We start from the raw sequence: 14,504 nt of genomic DNA on the forward strand, positions 1-14,504 counted from the left end.
GGCCTTTCCCCCCTTCGGACTGCTCCGAGCGACATTCCTTCCCCTCGACTGTGATCGTGATCGCACGCTCGACTGATGAACCGGTCGACTCCCCACGACAGGGACTCCGAATGGCCCGAGGCCTGGCGGTCCCCCCATGGCGCGGTCGTCACCTGACCAGACGCTCGCATACCAGGTCCTGATATCCTCATGCCATATTAATGTAGTTGGATCTGAATATGTAGGCGATTGGTTCCGGGGTGAATCGCGCGACGTGTTTTTCGCGCCCGCGAGGGGTGGCGGCCGCGAACAATTGGCCGTATATCAATGACTGAGAGCAAACCAGCAACGCCGACGGCACGTCTCGGCATCTACAAACAGCTCGACGCGGTTCCCGAGTCGTTGCGACTCGGCAGCTACGCCGACCGCTACGATGGCACCGACATCTGGTCGACGTGGGCAGACCAGGCGACAGCGACGCACACCAGTCAGCGATACACCACTCACGTCGACCGGACTGCGCGGACGTGGAAGCAACACATGGCCGACCGCGGTCGACACCACGCACTCGCACGCCCACTGGACATCGAGACCTGGGCGGAGACGATCCTCGACCGGTGCCAACCGCTCTCGGCCTACCAGATCTACTTCACGAAGCTGGAAGCGTTCTACGAGTGGCTACGGTACCACCCCGACCACGTCCACTGTTACAATCCCGTCCTGATGGCGGCCGCACAGCACGACGCCGTCGCGACGATCTGGGCGGCGAAGATCGCGCGGAGGGAGTGCTGATGGCACCGCGTGACCCCGCGCAACTCCGGGCGACCCTTGCCGACGGCTTCGACTGCGAGGTCGACCCGCTCGAAACGTACGAATCGACCTTTCGAGAGGTGACCGCTGACCCGTTCGAGTTATTCGTCACTGATGTGCTCCGTGGTGGCGATATTGCCGACCGAACCGTCACGCAGTATCGGATCGCGTTTCAGCAGTGGCGAACCTACATGGCCGACGTCGGTCGCCACCCGGCGTGTCCGAACGCTGCCCATGTTCGTGGGTTCGCACGGTGGCTCCAGGTCGAACAAGGGAACGACGCCGTCGCGACGATCCGGCAGAAACTGCAGAAACTCGACCGCGCGTTTCGATTCTGGCAGCGAGACTCGGCACTCCCACACACCGAACGGTACAATCCGGTTGCTCTGGCGCGCGATCAGATCGACTGGGAGACGTTCGACGACACCGCGGACAAATCTCCCCCGCCGATCTCGCGTGCGGAACTCCAGGCCCGAATTGGGAGCATCACCGACCTCCGAACCCAGGTACAATTGGCGACGCAGCTCAAGCTCGGGCTGCGGGTAGGCGAACTCTGTAACGTCCGGCTACAGGATGTCAACTTGGTGGACGAGGAACTCACCGAGTACTATCCGTTGGGGACACACGAGCGCCTCGCTGGCCGGCCGAATGCGATCTACATCCCGTCGAAACACGAACGAGACGGCAACAAGTCCCACGTTCCACGGATCCTGCCACTCGACGCCGAACTCCAATCACTCCTCCGTCGATATCTCCGCGTGCGGCCGACATGGATCGACGACTGGCTGTTCGTCTTGTCCGGTGGCGGGCCAGTCGGTACGAAGACTGTCAATCGAGCGTGGAAGGAGACGTTCCATCCAGCGTTTGCCGAGACGGCAGAGTACCGAGCGATCACCTCCCACTTCGGGCGTCATTACTTCACGACGTACTGGCGGACGGAACAGGATCTCCCGCGCGAGCTCGTTCAGTACATGCGTGGCGATGTCGTCGGTGATCCAGCCGCAGATGACTCTGCGATGCATCACTACCTCCACACCTATTACGAGGACATTGAGGAGCCGTATCGACGTGAGATATACAGTCTCGATGTCTCGGTGCCACAGCTCAGCTGACGTCAGCGTCGCTGTCGTCGAGTTGCTCCTGCCAGGTCTGGACTTTCGCCATCAGTTCGACGGGTGATGTTTCGTTGACATCAATGTTCCCGAGTTCGTCGAGGATGGCTTCGGTCTCCGGATCGAGCGACTGACCGTTCTGTTCCTCGGCGGGCGCCTCTATCTGGCTCCCGTCGGTCGCGACTTGCTGCTGGGAACCGTTCGAGTCACCGGCCACGAGCTCGCCAGACCCCAGATCGAACACGACCTGTTCGGTCCCGCCGCCGTCTCCCCCGTCGCTCCCCTGGACTTCGATCGCTTTCTCCTCGCGGAGTCTGTCGAGCACGTCACGTGACCGATCGACGACGGGGTCGGGGACGCCGGCGAGATCCGCGACGTGGACACCGTAGGACCGGTCGGTCGGCCCGTCCTCGACGGTCCGCAGGAAGGTCACGTCACCGTCGCGTTCGTCGGCTGCAACGTGGACGTTCTCCACTGTCGGCAACTCCTTACCCAGTGCCGTGAGCTCGTGGTAGTGCGTCGCGAAGAGGGTCTTGGCCTGGATCTGGTTAGCGAGATACTCCGTCGCCGCCCACGCGATGGAGATGCCGTCGTACGTCGCGGTCCCGCGGCCGACCTCGTCGAGGATCACGAGCGACTCGTCGGTCGCCGAGTGGAGGATATTGGAAAGTTCCTGCATCTCGACCATGAACGTCGACCGGCCCTGCGCGAGTTCGTCCAGCGCCCCCACTCTCGTGTAGATACCGTCGACAAGCCCCACCCGCGCCGAGCGGGCGGGGACGAAGCTGCCGACCTGGGCGAGTAGCGTGATCAGCGCCGCCTGGCGCATGTACGTCGACTTCCCGCTCATGTTCGGGCCGGTGACGACGAGGAACTGCCGCTCCTCATCCATCCGGAGGTCGTTCGGGACGAACTGCGTCGTCTGCTCGACGACCGGATGTCGTCCCTGCTCGACCGACAGTTCGCGCCCGTCGGAGAGTTCGGGCCGGGTCCAGTCGTTGCGGACGGCGTGGGCGGCCAGGCTCGCCAGCGCGTCGCACTCGGCGAGCGCCCGCCCGGTCTCCTGCAAGATCTCGGCCCGCGCGGCCACCCGGTCGCGCAGTCGCTCGAAGATCTCCCGCTCCATCTCGTGGCGCCGTTCCTCCAGTCGGAGGATCGCCCGCTCTTTCTCCGCGAGTTCGTCGATAACGTACCGTTCGGAGTTTTTGAGCGTCTTTATCTGCTCGTACTCCTCGGGCACCTGGTCGGTCTCGCTCTTGCCGACCTGGATGTAGTAGCCGTCGGTCTTGTTGCGGTCGACCGAGAGGTGGGTGATGCCGGTCTTGCGCTTCTCCCGCTCGGGCAGTTCCTCGATCCAGTCGAGCGCCGACTCGTGGTCGTCGACGATCTCGTCCAGTTCGGGGTCGAACCCTCGCCGGATCAGCCCGCCCTGCGTCACGGTTCCCGGCGGGTCCTCGACGAGCGCCTCGTCCAGGTCGGCGGCGAGTTCGGCGGCGGCCGCCCGATCCGGGCGGTCGAGCACGTCCGCGAGCGGCGAGTCGGCGAGTCGCTCGGTCTCGGCGACCAGTTCGCCGACCGCCGGTAACAGCGCGAGCGTCGTCTGCACCGCGCGCAGGTCGCGGGCGTCGGCGCTGCCCGACGCGGCCTTCGAGGCCAGCCGTTCGAGGTCGTAGGCGTCGCCCAGCGTCTCCCGCAACTGGTCGCGAGCCATCGCCGACTCGGCCAGCGCCGCGACGGTCGACTGGCGCCGAGTGAGGACCTCGCGCGAGCGGCGCGGGCGCTGGAGCCACTCCCGGAGGAGCCGCCCGCCGGCGCTCGTGACGGTGTGGTCGACCGTGTCGAACAGCGACCCCGACCGCTCGCCCTGCATCGTCTCCGTGAGTTCGAGGTTGCGCTGGGTCGTCGCGTCCAGGTCGACGTAGGCGGACTCGTCGAACGACTGCAGACGCGTCATCGACGCCAGCACGCCCGCGCCCGTCTCGTCGACGTAGGAGACGACCGCGCCCGCCGCGCGGACCGCGGCGTCCGCGTCGGCGATGCCGACGCTCTCCAGGGTCTCGCCGCCGAACTGCTCGCGGACGCGGTGGCGAGCGCGGCCCGGCGCGAACGCTTCCGTGGTGTGCAGCGACAGCGAGGCGTCGGTTCGCTCGCGGACCTCGTCGAGGAAGCCATCGTCCGAGCGGATGTCGGGGCCGGGCAGCACCTCCGCGGGGTCGAACTTGTACAACTCGGTGAGTGCCGCGCTCGTCGCGTCCGCCCCCGACTGCTCGGTGACGAGGAACTGCCCGGTCGTCACGTCCGCGACGGCGATGCCGTAGGTGGCGTCGTCGCCGTCTCCGTCCTCGCGGACGACCGCCGCGAGGTACTGCGCGTCGTCGTCGCTCGTTTCGAGGTGGGTGCCCGGGGTCACGATTCGCGTGATCTCCCGGGCGTGGCCGTCGTCGGTCTCGTACTGGTCGGCGACGGCCACCCGGTAGCCCCGCTCGACGAGCGCGGAGAGATACGGCGTCAGGTCGTCCAGCGGCACGCCGGCCATCGGATACGACGAACCGTGGGACCCTTTCTGTGACACCTTGAGATCCAGCTCGTCGGCGACGAGCTCGGCGTCCTCCGCGAAGAACTCGTAGAAGTCGCCGCACTGCATCGCGAGAATGTCGGCGTCGGTCTCCTCCTTGAGCGAGAGGAACTCCCCGACGATACCCGTCGCCTCTGTCATACAGGGTGGTGTGTCCGAACCGAGGTAAAAGGCTACGGGTCCGCGGCGAACGTGGTCGACCGGGAGGACGGGGTCGCCGTCCATGTTTCCGAGTCCATCTCTTCTGAAAACAGTTTGCCTGGGATCACTCGTAGTCGACGCCCGCCTGGTCGAGTTCGAGGAGTGAACGGGCGCAAGGTATTCTCAACTCGAATACATCGTATGCAACATGAGCACGTCCATCCGCATCTCCGAGGCGACGAAGCGAAAGCTCGAGGCGCTGAAACGAGACGACGAGACGTTCGACGACCTGCTCGATCGACTGGCCGTCAGTCGAACCGAGGCCGAGGTCCGCGAGATGGCTGGATTCGGTGGCGACGGTGTCGCGGACGGGATGAGTGACGCTCACGGGGATCTGAACGAGTCGCTCGAAGCGCGTTCGAGCGAGTGACGATGCTCTGTCTCGACAACGACGTCTTTCGGAAGTACACCAATGAGCCGCCCGACAGGCGGGGGCGACCCTCGCGACGGCGAACGCGAACGATTTCGACAAGCGCCCGATCCACGAACTGATGGACGTCGACATCGTCGACACGTAGATCTGTCGACCGCCGCCCCGTTCGACGCTACTCGTAGGCGACGCCCGCCGACTCCAGTTCCCCTTTCAGCGCCTCGGCCGCGGCCTCGAACCCCTCGGGGCCGCTGTAGCCGTAGTCCGAGCCCGCGAAGGCCAGATGGGGCTCCAGCGACAGCGCGCCGTCGAAGCCCCGATCACGGAGTGCGGCCACGGTCTCGCCGATGCGGCCGTCGCCCTCGCCGGCGGGTCGGATCCCCCCACGCTCGCCGAACTCGGCGTCCTTGACGTGGACCTGTTCGACGTACTCGACGACCTGCAGCAGCGCGTCGGGGTACGGTCGCACGCCGATTTCGAGGTAGTTCGCGGGGTCGAAGACCGCACGGAGGTGCGGTGAGTCCACGGTCGTCAGGAGATCCCGCATCCGCCCGGGCGTGTCGCCGTAGATGTCCTTCTCGTTCTCCAAGAGGAGTGTCACGCCCGCGTCGTCGGCCTTTTCGACGGCGACCTCGGTCCGGCGCAGGACCTCCTCGCGGTGGTCGGCGGGATCGTCGCCGTCGGGAATGTAGTAGGAGAACACGCGCACCCCGTCGGTGTCGAAGCGGTTCGCGAGTTCGAGCGCGCGGTCCAGGCGCTCCATGTGGGGCTCGAAGTCGTCTTCGATCCCGATCTTGCCGGTCGGCGAGCCGATGGAGGTGACCGAGAACCCGCGGTCGTCCAGCGTCGCTTCGAGGTCGTCGATGCGGTCCTCGGAGAGGTCCAGCGCGTTTTCGTTCCAGACGCCGCGCAGGTCGAGGTGGGAGATGTCGAGCGATTCCAGGGTCGACAGCTGGTCGTCCAGATCGTCGGCGATCTCGTCGGCGAACCCGCTGATCGGCAGGGGGTCGGTCATGACTCGCGGGTCGAGGCGTGGGACCGTCTGTCTTGCGCCCCCGGAGAGGTGCGCCCGTAGTGGCGCCGGTCAGACCGACCGTTCCGTGACGGTGAACGCCGTCGGGCCGACCTCGTAGACCGTGTCGTCCGACGTGGGCGCGCCGGCGGCGTCGAGCCACCCCAGCGGCGTCCGAAAGAACCCCCGGTCCTCGGTGTGGACGCGGACGGTCGACACCCCCTCCCGCCGCAGGCACGCGATGCATCGGAGTTCCCACTGCCCGTGGCACACCTCCGGTGGGACGGCGACCGTCTCTTCGGCGTTCGGTCTGGCGCTGAAAGTGGTCGTCAGCGAGTGGTCGCGCTCGTCGAACCGCTCGTCGCGGATCTCGATCGCCGAACCGGACCGCGTCGTCTTCGCGTCGCCCGGCGGCGAGAGCGTCATCGATTCGCCGTCGACGACGAAGCGTGCGACCGCCAGGACGTCCGGGTTCGACGCCCAGACGCCGTAGGCGAACTGGCCGGCGCCGTAGGCCTTCCCGGCTCCCCAGTCGACGTCCTCCGGTATCGACCCCCTCCCGTTGGCCAATCCGAAGCGCATCGACTCACCCTCCCCGAGATCAGCCGACCCGCCCTGGTCCTGGCGTCGGTCGGGGAGCCGGAACCAGCGCCCCTCGAACAGTCGATACACTCTCGGAAACGTGAGCGAAACGCGAACGCCCGTGTTCAGGCCGTTCTCCAGGGTAAATGCGACCGGCTCCGAGGGCGCCGGGACCTGTTCGCGGTCGGGCACCAACACCAGGTCGCCGTTCCGGTTCGCGACCCCGTGGTAGCAGGTCGCGTCCCCGCCGAACGCGCTCGTACACGGTTCGCCCGCGAACCGCGAGTCGGGGTTCGAATCGGGGCCGGTGTCCAGCAACCCACCGCAACCGGCCAGCGCGGCGCTTCCGAGGACGCCACAGAAGTCGCGTCGGCGCATACGACGACCGATGTCCGTTACCACATAGTTCCTGTCGGACGATAAACCGGTCGTTTGAACCTGGCTACGCGACCCCCACCGGCTCGCCACGTTCGGCGGACTCGTAGATGGCCTCGATGATCGCGACGGCCTTCCGGGCCTCGCTCGCGTCGAGCATGTACGGCTCGTCCGTCCGCCGGGCGTCGAGGAAGTCGGCGATGTTGCGCCGGTGGTTGGCGTAGTCGATGCTCATCGGGTCGGCGGCGCCACCTCCAGACTCCGTCTCCCCGAACTCCGCGCGGACCGCCTCGTCGTCCTCGCGTTCCTCCCGGAACCGCCAGGTGACGAGTTCGTCCTCCTCGATCTCGGCGGTGCCGTCCCGACCCGCGATCTGGAGCCGTTTCAGCGACCCCGGGTACATCGAGGTCGCGCCCAGGATCTGTCCGAGCGTCCCGTCGCGGTAGCGGAGGACCGCCACGGCCGAGTCCTCGACCTCCACGATGTCGTCGTCGTGGGCGCGTCGCGCGGTGTAGGCGAACACCTCCTCGACGGGGTTTCCGTTCGACTCGCCGCCCGCGCCGCCTGCGCTCGCGATCCACTGGATCGCGTCGATGCCGTGGATCGACTGGTTCATCAGCGCGCCGCCGCCGTCGAGTTCCTCGGTGCCCTGCCACGCGCCGTCGTAGTAGCCGTCGTCGCGCCACCACGGGACGTAGGCGTTGGCGACCGAGAGGGAGCCGAACCGGCCATCGCTGGCGGCCTCGCGGAGCTTGCGGACGACGGGGTTGTACCGCTGGTTGAAGATCCCGCCGAGCCGGATCCCCGCCTCGTCGGCCGCGGCGACCATCTCGTCGATGCGGTCGGTCGTGATCTCGAGGGGCTTCTCGCAGAGCACGTCGACGCCGCGGTCGGCCGCGGCGAGGGCGGGTTCGAGGTGGGCGCCGCTGGGCGTACAGACCGAGAGCACGTCGACGGCCTCGGCGTCGAGCATCGCCTCGGTGTCGGCGTACCAGGTGCAGTCGTACTCCTCGGCGAACTCGCGGCCCCGTTCCTCCGTTCGGCAGGAGCCGGCGACCAGTTCGGCCCCGTCAATGTCGGCGACCGACTCGGCGTGCATCGCCGCGACGGCACCGATCCCGGCGATCGCGATGCGGACTGTCATGTCCCGCGGGTTCGCGACGCCCGAGGAAAAAACCATCCAAGCGGGCGAACCGTTCCCCGAGTCGACCGGCGCGCCCGTCGGCGGCCGGTTCGTCCCCGGTGTACCGGTCCCGCCGCCCGGTGGTAGCGGCCACCTCTCGGCCCGAAGGCGAGTCGTTTTTACCCCTCCCACTGGTCCAGTTGGGACGAACAGATGGCCCTCCTCGATCCGTTCCGGCGGGCGAAACGTCAGGTCGGCGACGACCTCCGCGCCGACCCGTACCTCCCGTACATCCTGCTGGCCGCCCTCCTGCTGTCGTCCTTTTGGGTCTGGCATCGCTTGCCCAACTTCGCGACCCGGGACGAGCGCTGGCGCGTGGTCGACCCCGTCGAGGTACTGGCGACCGTCCTCGACGACCCGCGGCTCGGCTCGGTCTCCGAGGGCGTCGGCTACTGGCGGACCTACGGCTCGGCGATGTATCTCGCCGCGATCGCCCTGGTCCCGGTGCTGGTCGTCGCCCTCGCGACGGACGCGTTGCCCGCCTTTGCCGACATGGGTCGCCACCTCGACGTGGGCTTCTGGACCCACTGGCTGCGGACGCCCGGGTGGATGTGGACCTGGGGCGTCCTCCTCGTCCGACTGGCCAACGTCGCGATGGCCGTCGGCTGCGTCTACGTCGTCTACCGCATCGGGACGACGCTCCGTGACCGCCCGACCGGCCGGCTCGCCGCCGCGCTGTTGACGGTCACCTGGGCCCTCCTCATCCTCGCCCACGAGGGCGGCGAGGACGTGCCCTCACTGTTCTTCCTGCTGCTGTCGCTGTACTTCGCGATCCGCTACGTCGAGACCGGCGTCGACCGGCTGTTCTACTGGGGCGCGCTCGCCGGCGGCGTCTCTATCGCGTTCAAGCTCTCCGGCGGCGTCAGCGCGGTGATGCTCGGCGTCGCGCACCTCCAGCGCGCCCGCCGCTCCGAGGCGGGGATCGTGAGCGGGTCCGTCCGGCCGACGTTCCTCGCGACGGGCGTCCTGATAGGGGTCGCGACCGTCGCCGCGGGGTATCCGAGCATCCTCTTCGGCGCCCCGGCGGAGTTCGCCGGTCGGCTCGCCCGCGCGTTCGGGTCGAAGTCCGAGCCCCACGGCTGGCTCGTCCGGCCGAGCTGGTGGTGGATCCTCCGGAGCTACCTCCACGGCGTCGGCCTCCCGCTGGCCGTGGCCCTCGCCGGCGGCGCGCTCGCGGCCCTGGCGCGGGTCCGCGAAGATTCGCTGCCCGCCGACGGCCTGCGGCTGGCGCTGGTCGGCGTCGCCGTCTACCTCGCGGTGTTCTCCTCGTGGCGCTACGTCCGCACGCACCACCTCCTGCCGGTGGCCGCGCTGCTGGTCGTCGTCCTGGCGGTCGGGCTCGCCCGCCTGCGCGAGCGCCGACCCGCGGTCGGACGCGCGGTCGTCGCCGTCCTGCTCGTCACCAGCGCGGCCTACGCGGGCGCGGGGACGCTCGCCTACGCCTCCCAGCCCCGCGACCAGGCGGTCGACTACCTGCGAAGCGAGGCCGGCGCGAACGGCACCATCGAGACCTACACGCTCGACCCGCAGGACGCGGCCGTGCCCCACACCGACCGCGTCGACGCCCGCTTCGGCGTCGCCCCCGACACCTTCGAGTTCCGCTGTCCCGCCTTCGTCGTCCTCAACTACCACAGATCGGTCCTCTATCTCGCCCCCGACAGCTGGGGCAAGCGGGCGGCGGTCCTCTCGAACGACGCGACCGAGGAACACGTCCGCGCCCTGCTCGCCGAGGACACCTACCCCTACGAGGTCGCCGGCGAGTACGGTCGAACCCCGCGATTCCTCGACGGAAAGGGTCGCGCACCGATGTCCCAGCGACTCCTCAGGGTGAGCCTCCGCCCGCGGACGATGCAGTACGGCGACCCCCAGGACATGGGCGTCGACCAGTACACGGTCGTCCTCCGGCGGACCGGCTCCTGCGAGACGTGACTCCGGTCGCCGGGTCGCGCCGACCCGTCGCCGGTCGGACCGCCCGAGGCCGACCCGTGCCGCCGCGAGTGTGCGCGGTCACCGCTATAACGGGGTTTAAGCGGGCTCGTTCGCTAGCGGCGGGTACATGAGCGACAGCGAGTACGACGTGGTCGTGGTCGGCGGCGGACCGGCGGGGCTGACGGCCGCGCTCTACACGACGCGGCTCGGGCTGGACACCGCCCTGGTCGACCGCGGCGGCGGCCGCGCCGCGATGATGCAGGACACCCACAACGTCATCGGCGTCACCGAGGAGACCAGCGGCGTCGAATTCCTCGAGACCGCCAAATCGCAGGTCGAATCCTACGGCGCCGACGTACGCCGGGACTTTATCGAGGCGGCCGAGCGCGTCGACGACGGCGACGGCCCGCGGTTCCGGCTGGAGGGCGAGGACGCCGAATACGGCGCCGACAGCGTCGTCCTGGCGACGGGCTTCTCGGACACGCGGCCGGACCCGCCGCTGCCGCCGACGGGTCGCGGCCTGCACTACTGTCTGCACTGCGACGCCTACATGTTCGTCGACGAGCCGGTGTACGTGATGGGCACCGGCGATTCGGCCGCCTACGTCGCGATGATCATGCTGAACTTCACCGACGACGTGGACGTGTTGCTGCGGGGCGACGACCCCGAGTGGAGCGACGACACGGCGGCGATGCTCGACAATCACCCCGTCGACGTGGTCGAGGCGGAGATAACCGCCTCCAACCGCGACGACGACGGGTGGCTCGAGTCCTTCGAGTTCGAAGACGGGACAGTCCGGGAGTACCGCGGCGGCTTCCCGATGCTCGGCTCGGAGTACAACACCGACCTCCACGAGTCGCTCGGCTGCGAGATCGACGGCGACGGCACCGTCGCCGTCGACGACCACGGCCGCACCAGCGTGGACGGCGTCTACGCCGTCGGCGACGTGACGCCCGGTCACAACCAGATCCCCGTCGCGATGGGCCAGGGCGCCAAGGCCGGCATCGCGATCCACATGGACACCCGGCCGTTCCCGCGTTCGACGGAAGACATCGACGAACTCGGGCCGGTCTCCTCGGGTGACGTGCCCGCAGTCTCGGAGGAACTGCTCGCGACGGCGGTCGCCCACGAGGGTCACGCCGCTGGCCCGCGGGTCGAAGCGGCCGAGGAGACCGAGAGCGAAGAACAGCCGGCGGACGGCGACTGAGCACCGCCACGCCGTCGACCCAAAGTTTGAATTGTGTCGTCGAGAGTGACATCCGTATCATGGTACAGACCGCGCCCGTCCTCGTTGCGACGGCCGGAACCGCTCCGCTCGACCCGACGACGGCCGGGTCCGCCCGGGGTGAGTAGTGTATGCCGGCGAAGACCGGGGCGTCACACGCGCTCGCCGCCCTCGTGAGCATGCTGGCCGGGACCGTCCTCTCGAAGTACGTCTGGGAGTTGCTCCCGCCGCTGGCGTCCGTCGGGGAGTCGGTCTCGGCGGGCCTCGTCGCCGCCACCGGCGTCGCGCTCCCGCGGCCGCTGTCGGGGTCGCTCGTCGTCATCCTCGGGCTCTCGTTCGTCTGGGGCACGATCTACCACTACGCCCGCCACTGACGCCCCGGTCGGGTGGCGTCGACGCCGGCTCGGCGTCAGGACTCGGAGTCGATCCCGTAGACGTGGTCGACGCCGAGGTAGACGAACCACACCATCCAGACGGTGAAGATGACCAGCCACGCGCCGTACTGGACGTAGGGGTGGGGGACGAGGACGTAGGCGACGAACAGCAAAGCGGCGGCGGTGACAGCCGCGGCCACGTTGTACCGCGTCGGTGCCAGGGCGTCCCGGAGGAGGTCCCGCATCGAGCGTAGCGTTCGGTCCCGGGCCACATTACTGTTGGCAGCCGTCGAGAGGCGCCCTCACCGCGTTCACCCGCACTGGGCGTCGGCGACCAGGTCCAGCAACTCCCGCACGTCGCGCTGGTCCCCCAGCCGGTAGTCCGCGGCGGTCTCGCGCTCGCCGACGAGGACGCCGAGACCGTCCTCGCGGTCCGCCAGTTCGCGGAACGCGTCCTCGTCGGTCACGTCGTCGCCGACGTAGAGGGGGTGCCAGTCGTCGGGTGCCTCGTCGGCCAACTGCTCGACGGCGCGGCCCTTGTCCCGGTCGACGGCGGGGCGGATCTCGCGGATCGCCTTGCCGTCGCGGACCTCCATGCCGGGACCGCCGGCGTTCGTCGCCTCCTCGACGGTGTCGCGGACGATGTGCTCGACCTCGGGGACGCGCTCGTCGGGCACGTCGCGGACGTGGACCGTCGCGGTGAGGTCCTTGTCCTCGATCTCGACCCCGGGGACGTGCGCGAGACGGTCGTCGAGGCGGTCGCAGACACGCGCGACGGCGTCGCGGCCCCGGCGGGCGTCGGGCGCGACCGACCGCCGGCCGTCGACCCGGCGTTCGAGGCCGTGGTTGCCGGCGTAGGCGATCCCCTCGACGGCGACCCGCTCCCGGAGATCGGCGAGTTCGCGGCCGCTGACGACGGCGACGCGGACGGACTCGCAGTCGCGGAGGGCGACGACGCGCTCGCGCAGCGGCGGGGGCATGGCCGCGGCGTCGGGGTCGTCGACGATGGGGGCGAGCGTCCCGTCGAAGTCCAGCGAGCAGACGACGCCGGGGGCGGCCGCGAGGCGGTCGGCGACGGTCTCGCGGGCGAGCCACAGCGGCGTGGCGTCAGTGGTCTGCACGGGTGGGGACACCCCCGTCGGGGCTGGCGACGCTGGCGACCGCGCCGAGCACGTCGGCCAGCCACGAGTCGAGGTCGTCGTCCTCGACGCCGTCGGCCAGCGCGTTCGCGCGCCGGCGGCGCTCGCGCTCGGACATCGACAGCGCGTCGTCGAGCGCGGCGGCGAACCCTTCCGTGTCGTGCGGGCGGACGGAGACCGCGTGCTCGCCGAGGACGTCGTGGACGCCGGCCTGGTCGCTCAGGACGAGGACGCCGGGGTCGTCGCCCCCCGCGGCGACGAACTCCTGGGCGACGAGGTTCATCCCGTCGCGGACCGGGCTGACGACCCCCAGGTCGGCCTCGCGGTACAGCCCCGCCAGCCCCTCGTCGGAGACGTAGTCGGTCGTGTAGACGACGGGGCGCCAGTCGTCGGTCGCGAAGCGGTCGTTGACCCGCTCGACGGCCGCCTCGACGCGGTCCTGATAGTCGGCGTAGGCGGGGATGGCCGAGCGGCTCTCGGTGCCGACCTGGACGAAGGTGAACTCGCCGCGATAGGCCGGTCGCTCCGCGAGGAGTCGCTCGATGGCGTCGAGGCGCTGGACGATACCCTTGGTGTAGTCGAGGCGGTCGACGCCGACGCCGAGCCGGGTGTCGCGGTCGATGCCGCGGTTCTTCCGGAAGGCGGCGCGGAAGCCGGCCGCCTCCGCGCTGTCGGCCTGCTCGCGGATGCGGTCGACCGGGACGCCCATCGGCGCGGCCCGGACCGTCGTCGTCCGCCCGCGGTAGTCGACGGTCCCGGCGTCGAAGTCCACGGCGGTCCCGTCGAGCCCGCGGTCGGCGCTCCGGAGGAAGGCCTCACAGTACCGGGGAACGTGGAAGACGAGCAGGTCGTTACCGAGCAGGCCGTCGAGGATCGCCGCCCGGTTGGGACAGGCCCGGAACGTGTCCCAGCCGGGCCACGGGATGTGCCAGGTGTGGGCGAGCGTCGGGTCGGCGCTCGGTCCGCCGACGTGACGGCTCTCGCCGCTCCCCTCGGCGCCGGTCCGCTCGCGCACCTGTCGCGGCGCGAGCGCGAGGTGGTAGTCGTGGAGCCAGACGAGCGGGTCGCCGTCGGCGTCGGCCGCGGCGTCGGCCATCGCGTCGGCGAACTGGTCGTTGACCCGGCGGTAGTCCACCCAGGCGTCGCCGCAGCTCTCGACGGTGCCCAGCGCGGCGTGACACAGCGGCCACAGCACCTGGTTGGCCACCTCGTAGTAGTACCCCTCGACCTCGTCTTCGTCGAGCCACAGCCGGCGGAGGGCGTAGGAGTGCTCCGCGTCGTCCGGCGGGACCGAGACGGTGTCGTCGCCGTCGACGACGGCCGCGTCGGCCTCGCCGTCGCCCCAGGCGATCCACGTGCCGTCGACGCGGCGCATGACCTCGTCGAGGCCGGCGGTCAGCCCCCCGGTCGGCCGGTCGACCGTCACCTCGCCGTCGTCGCCGTAGTCGTGCCTGTACGGTTGTCGGTTCGAGGCGACGACGAGTCCGTCGCCGACCGCCGCCAGCAGTCGGTCGAGGTCGGTCTCGACTCGGTCCGCACGCAGATGTGTGTTCGGCATGTCGAGCTACCCGTCTTTCCCTCGCCAGGGGGGTATGGCCGCGGCTTGCACCTGCGGGGACACGCCGCGTCGTCTGCGGG

13 protein-coding genes are annotated in these 14,504 nt (G+C 69.3%); 6 read left to right on the forward strand and 7 right to left on the reverse strand.

All coding sequences use genetic code 11. The features are described from left to right. Positions 1-306 precede the first annotated feature (306 nt). On the forward strand, positions 307-771 hold the full coding sequence (locus HZS55_RS22145; RefSeq protein WP_179909694.1) for a hypothetical protein: 465 nt from the start codon (positions 307-309) through the stop codon (positions 769-771). Then, a complete protein-coding gene (locus tag HZS55_RS22150) occupies positions 771-1,901 on the forward strand; it encodes a tyrosine-type recombinase/integrase (protein ID WP_179909695.1) in 1,131 nt (376 codons plus the stop codon). The genes HZS55_RS22145 and HZS55_RS22150 overlap by 1 nt, the downstream gene beginning before the upstream one ends. Here HZS55_RS22150 and mutS read toward each other — a convergent pair. Then, positions 1,894-4,617 (reverse strand): DNA mismatch repair protein MutS, encoded by a 2,724-nt coding sequence (gene mutS, locus HZS55_RS22155; RefSeq protein WP_179909696.1) that lies wholly within the window; start codon positions 4,615-4,617, stop codon positions 1,894-1,896. The genes HZS55_RS22150 and mutS overlap by 8 nt on opposite strands. A gap of 208 nt (positions 4,618-4,825) precedes the next feature. Between mutS and HZS55_RS22160 the strand changes: the two genes are divergently transcribed. After that, positions 4,826-5,047 carry a DUF7557 family protein gene (locus tag HZS55_RS22160; protein ID WP_179909697.1) on the forward strand — a complete coding sequence of 74 codons (222 nt, stop codon included), beginning with the start codon at positions 4,826-4,828 and terminating at the stop codon, positions 5,045-5,047. Positions 5,048-5,222: 175 nt separating this feature from the next. Here the strand turns inward: HZS55_RS22160 and HZS55_RS22165 are convergent, their stop codons facing one another. From HZS55_RS22165 to HZS55_RS22175, 3 genes are all read right to left on the reverse strand, one after another. Next, a complete protein-coding gene (locus HZS55_RS22165; protein WP_179909698.1) occupies positions 5,223-6,062 on the reverse strand; it encodes a sugar phosphate isomerase/epimerase family protein in 840 nt (279 codons plus the stop codon). A gap of 69 nt (positions 6,063-6,131) precedes the next feature. Next, positions 6,132-7,019 carry a hypothetical protein gene (locus HZS55_RS22170; RefSeq protein ID WP_179909699.1) on the reverse strand — a complete coding sequence of 296 codons (888 nt, stop codon included), beginning with the start codon at positions 7,017-7,019 and terminating at the stop codon, positions 6,132-6,134. 64 nt (positions 7,020-7,083) lie between these two features. Beyond that, positions 7,084-8,160: a Gfo/Idh/MocA family protein gene (locus HZS55_RS22175; protein ID WP_179909700.1), complete on the reverse strand. Its 1,077-nt coding sequence runs from the start codon at positions 8,158-8,160 to the stop codon at positions 7,084-7,086. Positions 8,161-8,352: 192 nt separating this feature from the next. Between HZS55_RS22175 and HZS55_RS22180 the strand changes: the two genes are divergently transcribed. From HZS55_RS22180 to HZS55_RS22190, 3 genes are all read left to right on the forward strand, one after another. Next, positions 8,353-10,128 carry a glycosyltransferase family 39 protein gene (locus HZS55_RS22180; protein WP_179909701.1) on the forward strand — a complete coding sequence of 592 codons (1,776 nt, stop codon included), beginning with the start codon at positions 8,353-8,355 and terminating at the stop codon, positions 10,126-10,128. A gap of 127 nt (positions 10,129-10,255) precedes the next feature. Next, on the forward strand, positions 10,256-11,335 hold the full coding sequence (locus HZS55_RS22185) for an NAD(P)/FAD-dependent oxidoreductase (RefSeq protein ID WP_179909702.1): 1,080 nt from the start codon (positions 10,256-10,258) through the stop codon (positions 11,333-11,335). A gap of 149 nt (positions 11,336-11,484) precedes the next feature. Continuing rightward, positions 11,485-11,727 (forward strand): hypothetical protein, encoded by a 243-nt coding sequence (locus HZS55_RS22190; protein WP_135365478.1) that lies wholly within the window; start codon positions 11,485-11,487, stop codon positions 11,725-11,727. Between the two features lie 35 nt (positions 11,728-11,762). Here the strand turns inward: HZS55_RS22190 and HZS55_RS22195 are convergent, their stop codons facing one another. From HZS55_RS22195 to HZS55_RS22205, 3 genes are all read right to left on the reverse strand, one after another. After that, positions 11,763-11,972: a hypothetical protein gene (locus HZS55_RS22195; protein ID WP_179909703.1), complete on the reverse strand. Its 210-nt coding sequence runs from the start codon at positions 11,970-11,972 to the stop codon at positions 11,763-11,765. A 66-nt stretch (positions 11,973-12,038) separates the two neighbouring features. Continuing rightward, on the reverse strand, positions 12,039-12,848 hold the full coding sequence (gene otsB, locus HZS55_RS22200) for a trehalose-phosphatase (RefSeq protein ID WP_179909704.1): 810 nt from the start codon (positions 12,846-12,848) through the stop codon (positions 12,039-12,041). Then, positions 12,835-14,424, reverse strand: a complete 1,590-nt coding sequence (locus tag HZS55_RS22205; protein ID WP_179909705.1) for an alpha,alpha-trehalose-phosphate synthase (UDP-forming) — start codon at positions 14,422-14,424, stop codon at positions 12,835-12,837. The genes otsB and HZS55_RS22205 overlap by 14 nt, the downstream gene beginning before the upstream one ends. Between the last annotated feature and the right edge of the window lie 80 nt (positions 14,425-14,504).

This window comes from Halosimplex rubrum, from assembly GCF_013415885.1.
GTDB classification, from domain to species: domain Archaea; phylum Halobacteriota; class Halobacteria; order Halobacteriales; family Haloarculaceae; genus Halosimplex; species Halosimplex rubrum.